Source organism: Pseudoalteromonas sp. PAR1 (assembly GCF_947311895.1).
Taxonomy (GTDB): Bacteria; Pseudomonadota; Gammaproteobacteria; order Enterobacterales; family Alteromonadaceae; genus Pseudoalteromonas; species Pseudoalteromonas lipolytica_C.
The window spans coordinates 72,084-89,231 of sequence record NZ_CAMZMY010000002.1 but is presented as its reverse complement, the minus strand read 5'-3'; the positions used below and the strand labels follow the sequence as shown (position 1 = coordinate 89,231).

At 39.6% G+C, this 17,148-nt stretch carries 18 protein-coding genes; 8 read left to right on the top strand and 10 right to left on the bottom strand.

What is annotated here, in order from left to right; all coding sequences use genetic code 11:
- Positions 1 to 47 precede the first annotated feature (47 nt).
- Positions 48 to 1,520: a ketol-acid reductoisomerase gene (gene ilvC / locus QL229_RS01890; RefSeq protein ID WP_135924059.1), complete on the bottom strand. Its 1,473-nt coding sequence runs from the start codon at positions 1,518 to 1,520 to the stop codon at positions 48 to 50.
- A gap of 146 nt (positions 1,521 to 1,666) precedes the next feature.
- Here ilvC and ilvY point away from each other — a divergent pair, with 146 nt between their 5' ends.
- The 6 genes from ilvY (at position 1,667) to QL229_RS01860 (ending at position 7,173) form a co-directional block, all read left to right on the top strand.
- Positions 1,667 to 2,569, top strand: coding sequence for an HTH-type transcriptional activator IlvY (ilvY, locus tag QL229_RS01885; protein ID WP_135924060.1), 903 nt, complete (start codon positions 1,667 to 1,669; stop codon positions 2,567 to 2,569).
- A gap of 199 nt (positions 2,570 to 2,768) precedes the next feature.
- Positions 2,769 to 3,818: a GGDEF domain-containing protein gene (locus tag QL229_RS01880; RefSeq protein ID WP_135924061.1), complete on the top strand. Its 1,050-nt coding sequence runs from the start codon at positions 2,769 to 2,771 to the stop codon at positions 3,816 to 3,818.
- Between the two features lie 178 nt (positions 3,819 to 3,996).
- A complete protein-coding gene (locus tag QL229_RS01875) occupies positions 3,997 to 4,830 on the top strand; it encodes a MipA/OmpV family protein (RefSeq protein ID WP_138556980.1) in 834 nt (277 codons plus the stop codon).
- Position 4,831: 1 nt separating this feature from the next.
- Positions 4,832 to 5,218 (top strand): DUF3019 domain-containing protein, encoded by a 387-nt coding sequence (locus QL229_RS01870; protein ID WP_135924063.1) that lies wholly within the window; start codon positions 4,832 to 4,834, stop codon positions 5,216 to 5,218.
- 14 nt (positions 5,219 to 5,232) lie between these two features.
- Positions 5,233 to 5,925 carry a response regulator gene (locus QL229_RS01865; RefSeq protein ID WP_135924064.1) on the top strand — a complete coding sequence of 231 codons (693 nt, stop codon included), beginning with the start codon at positions 5,233 to 5,235 and terminating at the stop codon, positions 5,923 to 5,925.
- Between the two features lie 6 nt (positions 5,926 to 5,931).
- Positions 5,932 to 7,173, top strand: a complete 1,242-nt coding sequence (locus QL229_RS01860) for an ATP-binding protein (RefSeq protein WP_138556979.1) — start codon at positions 5,932 to 5,934, stop codon at positions 7,171 to 7,173.
- 243 nt (positions 7,174 to 7,416) lie between these two features.
- On the opposite strand, the gene QL229_RS01855 is transcribed toward QL229_RS01860, so the two are convergent.
- The 3 genes from QL229_RS01855 to QL229_RS01845 all read right to left on the bottom strand — a co-directional run bounded on the left by QL229_RS01855 (position 7,417) and on the right by QL229_RS01845 (position 9,904).
- Positions 7,417 to 7,632, bottom strand: coding sequence for a DUF3820 family protein (locus tag QL229_RS01855; RefSeq protein WP_138556978.1), 216 nt, complete (start codon positions 7,630 to 7,632; stop codon positions 7,417 to 7,419).
- Positions 7,633 to 7,767: 135 nt separating this feature from the next.
- Complete coding sequence (locus QL229_RS01850; RefSeq protein ID WP_135924067.1) at positions 7,768 to 8,049, bottom strand: hypothetical protein; 282 nt, start codon at positions 8,047 to 8,049, stop codon at positions 7,768 to 7,770.
- A gap of 283 nt (positions 8,050 to 8,332) precedes the next feature.
- Entirely contained in the window at positions 8,333 to 9,904 is a 1,572-nt protein-coding gene (locus QL229_RS01845; protein ID WP_138556977.1) for a cation:proton antiporter family protein, read from the bottom strand.
- A gap of 223 nt (positions 9,905 to 10,127) precedes the next feature.
- Here QL229_RS01845 and QL229_RS01840 point away from each other — a divergent pair, with 223 nt between their 5' ends.
- Both QL229_RS01840 and QL229_RS01835 read left to right on the top strand, forming a co-directional pair.
- A complete protein-coding gene (locus tag QL229_RS01840) occupies positions 10,128 to 10,871 on the top strand; it encodes a sporulation protein (protein ID WP_135924069.1) in 744 nt (247 codons plus the stop codon).
- Positions 10,872 to 10,940: 69 nt separating this feature from the next.
- Entirely contained in the window at positions 10,941 to 11,378 is a 438-nt protein-coding gene (locus QL229_RS01835; protein ID WP_138556976.1) for a GNAT family N-acetyltransferase, read from the top strand.
- Positions 11,379 to 11,402: 24 nt separating this feature from the next.
- On the opposite strand, the gene QL229_RS01830 is transcribed toward QL229_RS01835, so the two are convergent.
- The 6 genes from QL229_RS01830 to QL229_RS01805 all read right to left on the bottom strand — a co-directional run bounded on the left by QL229_RS01830 (position 11,403) and on the right by QL229_RS01805 (position 17,148).
- Positions 11,403 to 12,755 carry a sodium-dependent transporter gene (locus tag QL229_RS01830; RefSeq protein ID WP_138556975.1) on the bottom strand — a complete coding sequence of 451 codons (1,353 nt, stop codon included), beginning with the start codon at positions 12,753 to 12,755 and terminating at the stop codon, positions 11,403 to 11,405.
- A 172-nt stretch (positions 12,756 to 12,927) separates the two neighbouring features.
- Positions 12,928 to 14,217: an ATP-binding protein gene (locus QL229_RS01825; RefSeq protein ID WP_138556974.1), complete on the bottom strand. Its 1,290-nt coding sequence runs from the start codon at positions 14,215 to 14,217 to the stop codon at positions 12,928 to 12,930.
- A gap of 6 nt (positions 14,218 to 14,223) precedes the next feature.
- Positions 14,224 to 14,931, bottom strand: coding sequence for a response regulator transcription factor (locus QL229_RS01820; protein WP_135924073.1), 708 nt, complete (start codon positions 14,929 to 14,931; stop codon positions 14,224 to 14,226).
- Between the two features lie 16 nt (positions 14,932 to 14,947).
- Complete coding sequence (locus tag QL229_RS01815) at positions 14,948 to 15,346, bottom strand: DUF3019 domain-containing protein (protein ID WP_135924074.1); 399 nt, start codon at positions 15,344 to 15,346, stop codon at positions 14,948 to 14,950.
- Positions 15,336 to 16,175, bottom strand: a complete 840-nt coding sequence (locus QL229_RS01810) for a MipA/OmpV family protein (protein WP_138556973.1) — start codon at positions 16,173 to 16,175, stop codon at positions 15,336 to 15,338. Before QL229_RS01810 ends, QL229_RS01815 begins: the two co-directional genes overlap by 11 nt.
- Positions 16,176 to 16,344: 169 nt before the next feature.
- Positions 16,345 to 17,148 (bottom strand): hypothetical protein, encoded by an 804-nt coding sequence (locus QL229_RS01805; RefSeq protein WP_138556972.1) that lies wholly within the window; start codon positions 17,146 to 17,148, stop codon positions 16,345 to 16,347.

Genomic DNA, 17,148 nt, shown 5'->3' with positions numbered 1-17,148 from the left:
TTAGCAATTGGGCTTGGTTTCTAACAAGCGAAACTTACTTTCCAGGGTTAAACAATTTTCTTCATTGCTGACATATAACCACGTAGCTTGCTACCTACTACCTCAACTGGGTGCTCACGTAGAGCTTTGTTTACAGCAATCAATGCTTGGTTATCTACTTGATTACTTGTTGTATCTAAGCCTTTACCAATTACATCTGTGTCGATGTTTTTCATAAAGTCTTGTAATAGCGGTAAACACGCATGGTTGTATAGGTAACAGCCGTATTCTGCTGTATCTGAAATTGTTCTGTTCATTTCGAATAGCTTTTTACGCGCAATGGTATTTGCGATAAGCGGCGTTTCGTGTAATGACTCATAGTAAGCTGACTCTGCGATAATACCTGCAGCAGTCATGGTTTCGAACGCAAGCTCTACACCAGCCTTAACCATTGCAACCATTAAAATACCTTGGTCGAAGAACGTTTGTTCGTTGATTTCTTGATCTGTATTTTGTTGCTTTTCAAATGCTGTTTCAGCTGTTTCAGCACGCCATGCAAGTAATTTTGCATCGTCTTCAGCCCAATCAGCCATCATGCCACGAGAAAACTCACCGCTGATGATATCGTCCATATGCTTGTTATAAAGCGGACGCATAATTGTTTTTAGCTCTTCGGCTAGTTCAAACGCTTTTATTTTTGCTGGGTTTGACAGGCGGTCAAGCATGTTAGTGACGCCACCGTATTTAAGAGCTTCGGTGATTACTTCCCAACCGTATTGAATTAATTTAGATGCGTAGCTTGGATCAATGCCTTTTTCGACCATTTTATCAAAACAAAGTAGTGAACCTGTTTGCAGCATACCGCATAAAATTGTTTGCTCGCCCATTAAGTCAGATTTTACTTCTGCAATGAATGATGACTTTAATACACCTGCACGATGACCACCGGTGCCAACAGCGTATGCTTTAGCTTGTGCAAGACCATGACCTTGAGGGTCGTTTTCAGGGTGAACAGCAATAAGAGTCGGTACACCAAAGCCACGCTTGTATTCTTCACGAACCTCAGAGCCAGGGCATTTTGGTGCAACCATGATAACTGTTAAGTCTTCACGAATTTGCATGCCTTCTTCAACGATATTGAAACCGTGTGAATATGCTAGTGTTGCGCCTTGCTTCATTAAAGGCATGATTGCAGTAACAACAGAAGTATGTTGTTTATCTGGTGTTAGGTTTAGTACTACATCTGCTGTTGGAATAAGTTCTTCGTATGTACCAACAGTAAAGCCATTTTCAGTTGCGTTTAAGAATGATTGACGACGCTCGGCAATAGCTGACTCACGTAATGTATAAGAAACATCTAAGCCTGAATCACGTAAGTTCAAACCTTGGTTAAGGCCTTGAGCACCACAACCGACAATAACGAGTTTTTTTCCTTTTAAAGCATCAACGCCTTCAGAGAACTCTGAAGGATCCATAAATTCACACTGCGCTAATTGCGCTAACTGCTCTCTTAAAGGAAGAGTATTAAAATAATTCGCCATTGTTAGTGTCCTATAAAAAACTAATTTGTTAGAAAACAAAGAGCCAATCTGTTGCCCCTTGTGTGAGTTAACAGTATGCAATTTTTTGCCTTGCGTAAAATGATATATTTGAATTAAAGTGTTTCATAAAATGAAATGGTGGGTTTATGGATCACAAACATCTACATTACTTTTTGGCTTTAGCTAAGACGCTTCATTTCGCCAGAGCGAGTGAGCTTTGTCATATTAGTGCACCTACGTTAAGTCGAAATATTAAACAGCTCGAAGAAGAAGTCGGAGTGGTGCTATTTAATCGGGATAACCGCTCTGTAAAATTAACGCGAGAAGGTGAGTCTTTTATTGAGTATGCTAATGCGACATTGGCCAGTTGGCATCGTTTTAAAGCAAATGTCCAAGAGCCCCAGCAACATATTTATGGCAATGTCAGCATATATTGCTCTGTGACTGCATCATATAGCTTTTTACATCAAATATTAGAACAGCTTCGCATGCAGCATCCTTATATAGAGATCACCTTAAATACCGGCGATCCCGCGTTAGCTATTAACCGAGTATTAGATGGCCATGAAGCAATGGCAATCGCAGCAAAGCCAGCAAAATTACCTGGGCAAGTTGCTTTTACCAGTATTGGTTACTCTCCTTTGGTATTAATTGCACCAAAAATTGTCTGTCCGATCAGCGAAAAGCTTGCAAGTGCTGAGCAAATTGATTGGTCTGCTTTAGAATTTATTGTTGCTGAGCAAGGTTTATCAAGGCAGCGCCTAGAGCAATGGTGGCGAAAAAATAATATTCATGGCCGTATTTATGCTCAGGTGGCAGGGCACGAAGCAATGGTTTCTATGGTGAGCTTAGGTTTAGGTATTGCTATGGTTCCTAAAATCGTTCTAGATAATAGTCCATTAAAAGACAAGGTGCAGATAGTTAGTGATGCAGAGCAAAGTATTGATGGCTTTGAAATAGGTTTAGCAGTGCTAAACAAAGAGCGCCATGATCCTGCTTTAAACGCTATTTGGAGTATTGCACAATCAATGACACAACAGGCAATCTAATATTTTAAGATGATACAGTTGAAAAGTAGTTGTTAGTGAGCGGCTTGGCGGATTTTATATTAGTTATTTAGTATTGGTTTAGAAAAAAGTATGTCGTGTTTTATGCTGTTTTTTTATACTTCAAGCGGTTTTTATATTGATTTTTTTTAAGCGATTGCTAACGTGAATCTAAATAATAATATCAGGATTGCAAAGATTTATGACCCTGTCAGCACAAGCCGGACATTCTTTAAGTTTTTCAAGTCACTGTTTAAAACAAGCCATCCCTTTGATGGTTAAGTATAAAATACCTATTACGCCACTCAATTATGCGCTGTGGTATTGCTATGTTAGCGAAAAGAATCACGAGCTCAGTCAAGAATTAGACACTATTATCAATAAATATAATACCTGCAGCACTGAGCAAGCCAATTACTTGTTTAACAAATACCTTTCAAATGATGACATGGCTTTGTTTTATCAACTATCTGATGGATTTAGTGATGTTGTTGGTAAGGTCCATCATGATATTAGCGAGGCACTAACTTATTCCGCAGAGTTTGATTCGGTTTTAAAAGAGTGTCGTGACAAACTTAATGAGGCCGATATAAGCCAAGAGAGTGGCTTTGATGAAGTTCTTCTGTGTGTTGAGCGTTTGAGTGACAAATCTGCTGCCTTACAAAATCGTGCTCAGGACTTTCAAAATCAACTTGCGCATGCTTACTCAGAGATCACTGAATTAAAACAAGAACTCATTAAATCTCAAAGTAAGGCTGAAAGAGATCCCCTGACAGGGCTGTTCAATAGAGGCAAGTTTGACGAAGATGTGGTTCAGTTTTGCCAAGCACCTGATATTTCTGGGGTTGCCGTACTTGTTATGGTTGATATTGATCATTTCAAATCATTTAACGACACTTTTGGTCATCAAAAGGGTGATCAAACATTGCGCGCTGTTGCAACTAAATTATTAAAACATGTCTCAAGTGTCGGGCAAGTATACCGCTATGGTGGAGAAGAGTTCTGTTTTACAGCACATTTTGCCACAATCAGTGATATGACCAATTTTACCCAACAGTTACGTCAAGCTATAACTAAGTTACAGATCAAAGACCCTAAATCTGAGACTATCTTAAGACACGTCACTGCAAGCTTTGGTGTTGCGATTAAATCTAAAAATAGTCAACCAGAACAACTTATTGCAATTGCCGATAGGGCTCTTTATTTAGCTAAAGAACATGGCCGAAACCGCGTCGAAATTATCGAAGAGTAACCAGCATAAACAGAGTTTATCGATATTTGTATCAAATTTGTGAATAGTTGTAACCTAGCAAGGACAGTTTGTTCACATCTTGATAGTATGCAGTTATTAGAAAATCTTTTTGGTCGTAACAACAATAATGAAGTCTCAAGCGATCAGGATGTGCGCAGCGATATATGCTTTGACTGTCATGTTAGTGAATCAAGCGTATGCTGATGATTCAACTCGCACTGAACGTGAAAGCCGCAAGGCAAACCAAGAAATAGAAACCAATCAATGGCATATTAGTATTAATACTGGTATTGGTACTATTACAAATCCATTACACGGTGGCGATAACTTACCCTTAGTTTTGCTCCCTGAAGTTGCCTACTATGCAGATAAGTGGTTTTTTGACAATGGCCGATTAGGTTATTCTTTTTTAGAGAGTAACTCTCATGTGCTTAATGTTGTCACTGAGTTTAACCCCGAAACTCGCTTTTTTATCGATTTTCATCCAAGCAATGTATTTGCGCTAAATTCATCTAGTAGCTTTATAGTCGAGTCGACAAGCAGCGATGAATTAAGCAGTAAAACAGTATCTGTTGATGATATTCGCCATCGACGTTGGGCGCTCGATGCAGGTCTTAGTTATCATTACATTCAAAATAACCACGTCTTTTCTGTGCAAGCACTAATGGATGTTTCTGGTGTTTACAATGGAATGCGAAGTGCGTTGCAATGGCAGTCTCATTATCAAGTAGGTAACCTCAGTGTTGCACCAAGTATCGGTATTTGGTACAAATCAGCCGACCTTAATGATTATTTTTATGGTTTATCGGCTGAAGAGACCTCATATGGGGAAATTGATGTTGGCAGTAGTTGGCAACCTTATGCTAAAATCGACGCCCGTTGGCCATTGAGTGAGGCTAACTCTCTTCGTTTTCATTTAGCATATTATGACTATTCAGCCGTGGATGACAGTCCGCTTTTTGAACACACGTATTCAATGACTGCTTTTATAGGATTCAATCATATTTTTTAATATGAAGTATTTTGTTTTTAGTCTGTGTGTGTTTGCAGTAGTTACTTGGCCGTTCCCAAGCCATGCGCAAGCGACTCAGTTTGATATCTCACCTAAAGTGTGTGTTGTGCTACAACAGCATGAGTTTTGTGATCTTGATTTAAAAATTAGCTGGCAAATAGCGCAGCCTCAAGATCTGTGTTTATACCAAAATGAGCAGCAGATACAGTGCTGGCAAGGTCTTCGCAAAGGGGTGTTAAACCATAAAGCGCGGGTTCAGGTTGAAACAATATACTCCTTAGTCAATCCGCATACGGGGAGCGAAATTGCAACCGCAAAAGTCGAAGTGCAAAGCACTGAAGCAAAAACAAAGAGACGAAGATTGCGCTCACCGTGGAGCTTTTTTTAATTCAGGAGCAACCAATGGCAAAGATTTTACTTGTTGAAGATGATCTAGGCTTACAGCAGTTAACCAAGGATTACCTTCAGCATAATGGGTTGGATGTTGCGGTCCTTGAACGCGGCGATGAAGTATTCGATTATTTAGAGAATAACCCAGTTGATTTAATGATATTAGATGTCATGTTACCAGGCAAAGATGGTTTTAGTGTCTGCCGTCAAGTACGTGATAAATTTAATCTACCCATTTTAATGCTCACCGCCAAAGGCGAAGATTTTGACCAAGTGATTGGGCTTGAACTTGGTGCTGACGATTATGTTATTAAACCTGCAGAACCGCGTGTTTTACTTGCACGCATTAATGCATTATTGCGCCGAGGCCAAGCTTCAAATAAAGCACCTGAAGAGCTCACGTTTGGTGATTTAAGCATTGATAAAACCAGTCGCATTGTTACACTTAAAGGCAACGAAATTACACTTACATCTCATGAGTTTGAGTTACTATGGTTACTCGCTTCAAATGCAGGTGAAGTGTTAAGCCGTGAACATGTACATCAACATATGATTGGTCGTCAGTATGATGGCTTAGACCGTACCGTTGATGTTCGCGTATCTCGGATCCGCAAGAAACTAGGTGATAATAGTGACAAACCATATCGTATCAAAACTGTTTGGGGCCAAGGTTACCTTTTCGTATCTGATGCATGGGACATGTAATCATTAATGGGGAAACTATTTGCTAGCTTATATTTATATATAATAGTTTCTCTGTTTTTAGTTAGTGGGGTCATAGAACAGTTATGGCCCTATGAAGACACACAGCAACATATTGCACTTGATCAAGAATTTGGAAAATCACTTTGGCTTCTCAGTCAAACAGAAGATGGTTTAACAAAACTAAAGCAAGAGTTTAATAGCGAGATAATCAATCGTAGCGATCTTGCCCTTCCTGAAAACCTGAAAACGCAACTCAATGAAAAGCATTACCTCTATGTGTTTAATCATGACCAGCGTGTAGTTTGGTACGTAGCGCTGAATGATGCGCAATTGTTGCATATAGGCCCTTTATCTGTAGCTAACCCTAGCTTTAGTTCCGTTTGGCCTTACTTTTTATTATTAACAGTGATTGGCTTACCTGTTGGGCTATGGAGCTTTTTACTTTGGCGAGACTTTAATAAGTTAACACTTGCATGTGAAGCTGTGGGTGGGGCACAGGATTTTGAATTACAAGATGCATCTAAATCCTTTTTTCTTCCCATTACCGATACCTTAAATGCGTTGCAAGAACGTATTCAATATCTTTTAGCAGCGCAGCAAGAACTGACTTCGTCTGTTTCTCATGAATTTAGAACACCACTTGCGCGCTTAAAGTTTGCAGTGGCGATGCTAGAGGAACAAATTGAGAATGAGAAATCGTTTATCTATATTGATAATATGCAGGCAGATATTGCTGAGCTTGAAGCCTTGGTTTCTGAAATGCTCGAATATGCACGACTTGACTCTCATCAACCCAGTTTAAAAAGCCATTCTTGTGATTTAACCGCATTAGTTAATAGTGTGGTAAATAAACTTGAGTTTGCTACAGACATTGACATTGCAGTTAATGCGCCGTCACAGCTTTATTATAATTGTGATGAGCACTTTATTGCGCGCTGCATTCAAAACTTACTCGGTAATGCACAAAAATATGCGCATCATAAAATAAATTTGATACTTGAAGAACACCCAGATGCCGTTCAAATAATAGTTGAAGATGATGGCCCAGGTATTGCTCAGTCTGAATGGCAGAGCATCTTAAAGCCCTTTACACGATTAGATAAAAGCCGTGATAAGAAAACAGGGGGTTTTGGGTTGGGGCTTGCGATAGTGGCTAAAATTGTCAGTTGGCATCGAGGACAACTACAGGTGTGTGACTCAACGCTCGGTGGTGCGAAATTTGTTATTCGATTATTTAAAGATAAATAAATCTCAAAAACCTTATACCAATCTACAATGGCCGAGAACAACTTAATGACGTAATTGTTACCTTGTTATAAAGGCGGGGTTATTGCCACAACTATGTTTACTTAAGTAACTGGCTATTACTTTGACTAAATGTCACAGATATAAAAAAAGCGCCTGAGGCGCTTTTTAAAGGTTAAAACCAAAAATAAACAAGTAGCAAAGTAATAGACCATACTAATTTATAAAAGTTCTCAAAAAATTTAATTATTTTTCATCTAATAGTGGCATTAGCATTTTTTCAAGACCATTGAGTTTTACTTCGTATATCATCGCAAGTTGTGCCCCTAATTGACCCTCAGGAAATCCCTGCTGTTTAAACCACACTAAATATGGCTCGGGTAGGAGCAGCAATGGTCGACCTGCATACTTGCCAAAGGGCATCTTTGTATTTATGGCACGTTTGAGTAGTGCTGGATCCATCTTATTCTCAGATTTGTATAAAAGGGAGATGATACGGTAAAACAAGGAGAGAAAATAGGCTGTGACGGGCAAGAAACAGCCTATTTAGTGAGGGAGGTAGGCCCTCTGAAAATATTCACTAATTTCTAATAACTATTAGTGAAGTTGATATCGACGTTTTTTTGTAAAACCAAGCTGTTTGAGTTTAAGCAGAATATTAGGGTCATCAATTCTATCGGGTGTGTCGATTTCACGAAGAAAATGATCGCTTGGTACTTGATAAACATCTAGCATCTTGTTGAATAGCACAGCTCTAATATCCGTTGCTGTCATACCATTTTGCTGTAACTCATCAAGCCGCTGTTGTATATCTACAAGTTTCCCGGAACGTGCATCATCCGTGTTTGCTAAAAACTCACTGGTAAACTTATCTTTCATTTAAATAACCTCAATCCATTTAACTACAGTGTATCAAAAAGGCGCAAAACCACAGTGAAGTTAAACGTTTTTGTGTTAAAAATAGATACTTAGCTTAGTACCTTGAGATTGATTCTACTCTTTTTTTAGTAGAGATTGCTATTGTTGATGTAAAGCTTTGTAAATAGCGTTGACCTAGTAAGGGGACGAGGGTTTAAAGGTAAGAAAATAGGCTTGGCAACTAACTGAATATAGTGAAATAATTCTCGGTTCCATTTAGAGGAACCGAGAATTATTTTTTACATTATGAAAAAAGTTTTTGTTTTACATGCTCCGCAAAGCCACTACCGGCCTCTAAATAGAAGTTGTAAGTAGAGTCAACCCCCATATCTTCTAATTCTTTTTGCTGATCAGGGTAATTTGCTATCGCCGTTACTTGACCTTGATAACCTGAAGCCCGAAGTTGCTCCAAGGCAAAAATATTTTGCATATGCTTAGGCATTGCTAACATAACCATACCAACATGTGAATGGTTTACTCGTTGCCAAAAATCAGGGTCAGTTGCGTCAGCAAGTAATACTCGACGACCACGTTGAATATGTTTCTCCACCACATCGGGTTTTATATCGATACCAGCAACAAGGTTTGGATGAGTTTGACTAATTGTTTCATAAGCACCGGTTCCAATCCGACCCATACCAAATATCACAATCTTAGTATCGTTAAGGTTAACTGGCAGCTCCTCTGCAAGCCGAGTATCACTTTCAAATTTAAGTAACCAGCGCTCAATTTTAACGTAGATTTCATTCGAACGTTTGTTGAGCGGGGATGCCAAAATAAAGGTGATCGAAACAGCAATTGCCATTACTGCAAGCCATTCTGAAGTGATCATATTGCTTGATGCTGCAACGGCACAAACAATAAGCCCAAACTCACTGTAGTTTGCAAGGCTAAAAGCACTTAACAAAGATGTACGTGCGCGCAGTTTGAATGCATTAGTTAATACATAATACAGCGCCACTTTTATCGGTAATACGAAAACTAATATCAGCGCAACAAGTACTGCGTGGCTAGTTAGCTCTGCATTCAAACCAATATTCAAGAAAAAACCAACGAGTAATATATCTTTTAGATTAAGAAGAGACTTTGATAATTCACCTGCTTTTTTATGTGCAGCGAACATCATGCCTATTATCAATGCACCTAAATCACCTTTTAAGCCTGCAAATTCAAAAGCGTGATAGCCAATAACAAGGGCAAAGAAAAAGCCAAATAAAGGTAATAACTCACCGTGCTTTGAGCGGTTTAATACCCAAAACATTACTGGGCGTAACAGAGGTAAAGCAACTAATAGCGCCAGCGCCCAAATGTTCGGCGCTTTTCCTGTACTAATGGCCAAGAAGATCACCGCGAAGATGTCTTGCATAACCAGAATACCGATGGAAATTTTACCGTGTAGACTGGCCATCTCGCCGCGCTCTTCAAGTACCTTCACAGCAAACACTGTACTTGAGAAACTAAAAGCAAAGCCCACTAACAATGCGCTTTGCCATGTAAGCTCGCTGAATAAAGGCAGTGCAATTGCACCAAGCAGCAGCATGAAAGCACTGAACAGTGTACTACTAATTACAATATGTAACGAAGCAGGGGCCCACACCTGAGGCTTGATTAAATTAGCCACTTTTAGTTTAAGGCCAATACTAAATAGCAGCAGGGTAACACCTAAGTTTGCAAGGGTATTGAGTAATTCTGTTGTTTTATAGCCATATAAATTAAGCGCGAAGCCTGCTAACAAAAAGCCAATAAGAGGAGGAAGCTTTAACTGGTAAACAGCAAAGCCACAGACAAACGCAGTAGCAAAGTAGATTAATTCCATAATTATTCTTGTAACTTCATTTGTTAGCAGTGTAGCGAAATATTTCTTATTGGAAAACAATATCGAAGCAGAAGAGTTTAAAAAATAAACACATTTGCGCTATTTATTGATTAATCCGTCAAAAGCACCATTTTTTCGCTGACAATAGCTTTTAATTGTGGTTAAGATGCAATAACGAAGGAATTTAAGTCGTCTTTTATTAAAGTTGGCTTAAGGAGAAAAGATGTTTAAGAAAATCCTTGCATCAGTAGGTATTGGTGCAGCTAAAGTTGACACTGTACTTGAGACAGAGCACTTGCAACCAGGTCAAAAGTTCAACGCTATGATTGTGATCAAAGGCGGTGATGTTGATCAAGAAATTGCTGGTTTAGATTTGGCGCTTATGACGCGTGTAAAAGTTGAAAGCGAAGAAGGCGATTATTTTACCAATCATGTCATTGAAAAGTGGCGTATTCCAGATATTGGTATTATCAGTGCCGGTGCAGAAAAGCATATCCCGTTTGAAGCACGACTACATTCTGAAACCCCAATAACAGAAATCAATGCCGGCTATAATCAATCCCATGTCTGGCTTGAGACAGGTTTAGATATTGATTTAGCACTCGACCCAACGGATCGTGATGCCTTACACATTTACCCTAATGATGCTGTTAGTACATTAATGGAAGCAATGGATAGGCTTGGTTTTAATTTAGTAAAAGCAGATGTTGAAAAAGGTTATTTGCGCGCACCTACTTTTCAATCTCATTCAGGCTGCTACCAAGAGCTTGAATATCGACCAAACAGTCGAAGCTTATTTGGCTTACAAGAGATTGAATTATCATTTGTTCCTGAAGCTCATAAAACACATGTGCTAATTGAGCTTGACCGTGCCTTTAGAGGTGATGGTTATGTGGATTTAACTATTGAGCATGATCACGTAAATCTATCCCAGTTATGTGACCAGCTTGAACGATTATTTGCTTAAAGACTAACGACTAAATAGTTAGTTAAAACCCAGCTAAGGCTGGGTTTTTTGTCTTCGAAAAGGAGCGTTATGTATATTGTTAAAAGTTATGACGAACTTAGTAAAGATGAGTTGCTCGCAATTTTACGTGCAAGGGTAGACGTATTTGTAGTAGAACAAAACTGTCCTTACCCGGAAATTGACGATGTTGATAATGATGAATTAACTCAGCACGTATTTTTATTTAGAGAGCAGCAACTTGCAGCCTATGCACGTTGTTATAAGAAAAATGAGCAGTATAGTGCATTTGGTCGTGTGCTGGTTGCGCAGCAATTTCGCGGTGAAGGGTTAGCGACTAAACTCGTGCAAATGGCAATTGATACCTGTCTAGAACACTGGCCTGATAAAGCAATTATGATTGGGGCTCAATGCTACTTAACAGGGTTTTATCAGCAGTTTGGCTTTGAGAATGTGGGTGATGATTATTTAGAAGATGGTATTCCACATCAAGATATGTGTCTGAGGTAGCCAAATGGCTACCTCAGCAATGTGTTAACTTAACAGTGAGTTTGCAAACACGAGTGAGATGGCAAGTGGGCAAATGAATTTTATATACCATGGCCATACTTTCCAGAAGAAGCTATTCGCAACATCAGGGCAGCCTTGCTGAATTTCTTTTAATAAAGATGCTCTATGCCAGATCCAGCCTACAAAAATACAGCACATTAAGCCAAGAACTGGTTGGCCAATTTTAGTGGTTAAAGTTATTACAAAGCCAAATAGCGTCCCTAGATTAAACACTATCGTAAAACTTATCAGTGCAATAATACCGCCGATGATCCAAGTTGCTTGCACACGCTTTAAAGCAAAGCGTTCAACTGCATAAGACACTGGGGCTTCTAGCATTGAAATTGATGAAGTTAATGCGGCGATGCTCATCAAAGCAAAGAAAGCAAAGCCAACAAAAATACCCACATCTCCCATACTTGTAAACAGGGCAGGTAATACCTGAAACACCAAGGTATCTTCAGAAAGTAATGCGCCTTCAGGCGAAAATATCTGTACGCCTTGTGCCTGTGCTACATACATTGCAGGGATAATTAATAAACCGGCTACAAAAGCAATAAACACGTCAATAAGCGTTACATATGCACCTAGCGATACGAGGTTTTCTTTTTTACTGATGTATGAGCCATAAATAATCATCACACTTGTACCGAGCGATAGTGAGAAGAATGCTTGACCTAAAGCATTAACAAGTAGCTCAGGATTTAAAATTGAAGAAAAGTCAGGCACTAAATACGCTTTTAAGCCAGCAATAGCCCCATCTTGCGTCATTACATAAATGATCAGCATGAACAAAATACCTAGCAATGCAGGCATTAAGCGCTTTGACCACTTTTCGATGCCGTTTTCTACACCTTTCGAAATAATAGACACGGTCAAAATGATAAAAGCAGCTGTGAATATCAAGTTTCTTGATAGTGACTGCTCACTTAACCAAGTGCTTGCTTGGGCTTGCCCAGATAACTGTGCGACAGGCTCTAAAGTAGCACTTAGCATCCAGCCTGCAACAATAGCATAAAAGCTTAAGATAAGGCCTGCACAGATAATGCCACCAAACCCAACCATAAATGCAAATTTCTTCTGCCACTGATGATTAGTCACTTTTCTAAGCGAACTGACAGCATTAGCTTGCCCATGACGACCAATGACTAGCTCTGCCATTAATGCAGGATAAGCTAAACAAAACGCCAGTACTAAATAGGCAACCAAAAAAGCGGCACCGCCATTACTTGCTGTTTGTGTTGGGAAGCCCCAAATGTTTCCTAGGCCAACGGCAGAGCCCGCTGCAGCCATTATAAATCCAAAGCGGGAGCTGAACTCCCCACGTGATGCGCTCATATTATTTTACTTCTCTATCTTTGACGGCGCTGACAATCTACTTGAATTAACATCAAATAAAAAGAGTTAATCTAGGTCAAATTCGTTCTATATATTGTTATCTTTGAAGTCAGCGTACATTTCGTGCAATTGTTCTCTACAATACGAGACAATTAACATAATTGAAACATATTTAAAGGCTTTTATTTTGAATTGAAAGAGTAAAACAAGCGCCTCCGAGCTGTTTGCTCTTTGTAACGCTGACAGTGCCGTGGTGCCAGTCAGCAACTTTAGCGACAATGGCTAAACCTAGTCCATAACTTTCACCATCTCGATTACGATGAGTCTGCTCTTGGAAAAATGGACTGAATACTTTATGCCAGTTTTTTGGATCTATTCCCGGACCATCATCTTCAATTGTAAAAATAACCTGATTTCCAGCTTGTTTAGCGGAAATCAGAATTTCTGATGTCGCAAAATCACAAGCGTTGCTCAATAAATTAACGATTGCTCTGGCTAACCAGTGTAGATCGGCACATACAGCGCCAGGTTCGATTTGTTGCTGAATGCGAAGCTGACGTTGCTCCAGTTTAGGTTCTAGTTGGTGAACTAGAGTAAGGGTATAACTATCAAGATCTGACTCATTAAAAGTGAGCTGATTCGCTTTTTGTTCTAGTGTGGCAAAAGCAAGATAGCTTTTTAGCATCGACTCCATTTGATCAAGATCTTGCTCCATACGGGCAAGGTACTCCAGACGTTTTTGTTCGTTTGGACTATCTTGTGCTGCCTCTAACCCAAACCGTAAACAGGCAATAGGTGTTCGTATATCATGCGATAAACTTGACGCCATCAACTTGTTTTCTTCAAGTAGCTTTTCTATCTGGCTTGCCATGCGGTTAAAGGTTAGCTCGACGTCCTTGATATAGGTAAAATGTGATACATGAATGCGGCTTTTCAAGTCACCTTTAGCAAAACGTTGCGCCGCGTCATTTAACACCGATAAGCGCTTTGCTAATGGAGTAATGATAAAACCCATGAACACACAAAGCCCAGCATAAAAAAGCATAGTTAGTAACACATCGTTACCTTGTTCATGGTTATGGTCTTTCATTAAGCGCATTTTTAAATGGTGTGACCCTAAGTTTGGTTCACTGTAAAGCAAGTAATAACCTTGTTGATCTTCGAGAATAAGCCCGCTTGGCTGCGTAATTTGTGCAAGTAATGATTGAGGTAAAGCAAGCGATTGGGTTGGTCTGTATTCAAGCTGAACAGTAAAGTCATCATTAAGTTGCTTGATAGCTTGTGGGCGTTGACTGGGTGAAATTGCTGCTAATTGTTTTGCAAAACCTTTTATCATTTGGGTTTCGCTATAAAAAACGTCATGAGGCGTTTGGGTTTGCTGACTGAACGCGTCAATAAGCCAACCCAAAATGATAATTGAAAGGAGTGCACTGCCTAATAAGGAAAGGTAAAACTTTTTCACACGCGTTTACTGCCACGCTGTCGAAACAAGCAAATAGCCTTTGCCCCAGATCGTTTTAATTTTTTCTGGGTGTTGTGGATCATCATTAAACTTTTTACGTAAAGACGAGATGAGCACATCGACACTTCTGTCTAAGCCATCATACTCTCTGCCTTTCGTCGCCTTAAACACGGCGTCTCGTGATACCACTTGGCCTGCATTACTGGCAAGGTAATGTAATAATAAATATTCTGCACTTGAAATATGAACTTCATCTTCGCCAAAGTACACAGTACGTGATTCTGTATTGATAGTGAGTTTACCAACATTGATTGTGGTACTTTCTTTGCTGGTATCTTGCGAGTCAGTTTTAGAGCGCAATGCGGCTTTTATGCGCGCGAGCAGAGCACGAGGACGCACAGGCTTCATCATGTAATCACTAGCACCTACTTCAAGACCAATCACTTCATCCATTTCTTCGTCGCGTGCTGTCAGCATGATAATAGGAGCCTGATAGAACTGCCTTAAATCACGACAAACACTAATGCCGTCTTGTCCGGGCAGCATTATATCGAGTAACACTAAGTCAGGAGCTGTTTTACGTACCTGCTCAACAACGAGGTCGCCTCGTGAACAAATAGTGGTTTTATAACCTTGTTCAATTAAGTATTCGGCCACCCAATTGGCGAGTGAAATATCATCTTCAACTAATAATATTGTTCCGTAATGTTCCATTATTTACTCCAAACGGTTAGAACAGTCGCCAACGGCGTTTCTTTTGACGATTTTTATAAACCCACTGTAATTGTATTTCAGTGGTGGCAACGACTTTGCCGTTGTCACTATTAATAAGTTCAAAGCCAATTGTTTCTGCTGAGTCGAATTCGTAGCGAAATAAACCCTTTTGTTGCATCAGCCAGCATTGAATGATGTGTTTGCTTTGTTCGTTGCGTAAGCAATAATTGCCTATGCTCTGTTGTTGCCAACTAATGTCTACATCGGCGTAACAGCTTCTGCCCTCACGAAGTGCAACACAGGTGTCAGGTAATGCAACCAAGGCATTAGCTTTAGTATCAACGGATTGTTGTTCTTGCGCATGTAATGAGGCAGAAAACCCGAACGCTATGATGAAATAATACTTAAAAGACATAGCGCACGCCTACCTTGGCTTTATGCTGATACTGTTGTGAAATAATAGGGCTTTGGTGAATATCACTAGAAAACCAAGTAGACAGCCAGCCTGTTAAGAATACCCAATGTCTGTTAAGCGGATATTCGGCATGAAATTCAAAGATCAGGCTGTAAGAGGTATCAGGGCGATAAACAGGGCGGTTTGCAAGTGCTTCTGATTCTGAAATACCAAAATAATAATTAGTAAAGTCTTCAGAATAGGCACTTAAGCCAACACCAGAACGAAACTCCCAGTTTCGCCATGGAATAATTTGGCTATAAAACGAATTCATTACCCAGCCATTATGTGTGCCGGAAACATCTTGTAAATACTCAAATGAAATTTGCGAGTTTTCAAAGCGGCGAGATAAACGCAAGCCAACATCAAAATCGTAATTTCTATTTCTTATCCCTGCTAGTTCATCGATGACATCGTCACCATAAAAGGCGAGACCAGTTTCATCAAAACCAGACTGAATGTTTGTACCGACTAAATCAAGACCCCATTCAAACTTGTCAATCAAGCTATAGCCCATAGTTAGGCCACCACTTAATTGGCTTTGGTCATAATCGAGGTAAAACTTTTCATACGATATTGCAAGGTGAATGTCTGGCTCAAAACCATCATTGTAAGAATCCATGCCTACTAGGTAAGAGTCTTCGATGTAATAACCAGCTCCAATGCCCCAGTCCCAAGCAAAGCCTTGGCTTGGCTCCAAAGTGTTGTCAGCATAATAGCGATTACTGGCATGGCTTGATGCAGCGAAAAACCACAAGCAAAGTACTAAAATGGTGGCGTAAACTCGCAATGTCTCATCCTTGTTTCGAAAAAGTAATGTCGTAAGAGGATATAGTATATTGTTATCGAGTTCCTGTAATCTGTAAAAAAATGTAGGTGAGGGCTTAGATGTGTAAGAAAGTGTTACGAGTACTAAAAGATAGGCTGTTTGTTTATGGGTAAAACAAACAGCCTAGATGTTATTGTACTTTAATCTTATCGAGCAGGATGCTGCTGAGGTAATATTGCATCATAGGTGTTAGAGCACTAATTTCAGTGCGATTACACGGACCTTGTTGCTTAGTTAATGAACTCATACGCATCACAGTTTGGTAAGGTGGTACCTGTACTTTTTTGTTAATGCGCTCTAGACGAGCTTGTTCAGTATTTTGTGCATGAATAAAGCTGGCAACTTCTAGCTCATTTTTAATAGTTTGCTGTTGCTCTACACGATAAATAAGAGGCTCACGGTGAAAGCTCGCGCTGTCGATTGAAGATTTTGCAAACCAGACCACATCTCCGGTCTTTTTATGCGTTAGACGCATGCTAACTTGTGCCAAAATAGTTGCGCATTGTTGAGTTGGATATTGCGCAGCAACATCTGCAAACAATGGAAATGCTTTATCGGGTTTAACTAGCAGATATTCAGTATCATCAACCAAATCTAAATCAAGTTGATGAATCGACAAAGCGTAATCAGCTTCATCACCTTTTATTACTTTTAATTGTTTTTCGATTAAAGCATCTGAAATTTGTTTATAAAGAGTGTCAGTAACACTCGTTTTGTCGGCAATAATAGTGACAGTCTGATTCTTTTTAACGGCATGGGCTGGCAATTGAACAGACTTAACTTTAGGAGCTTCGTGCTCTGTTTGATACTCAATTTGAAAGTATTGGCTTTGCAGTGTCGGTTTTTTTGGCATAGTTAAAAGCGGTGCTGGTTCTGGTTTTAAAGCGCAACCAACTGAGATAAAACAAAAAATCAAAACAAAAAGAAAGCGCAT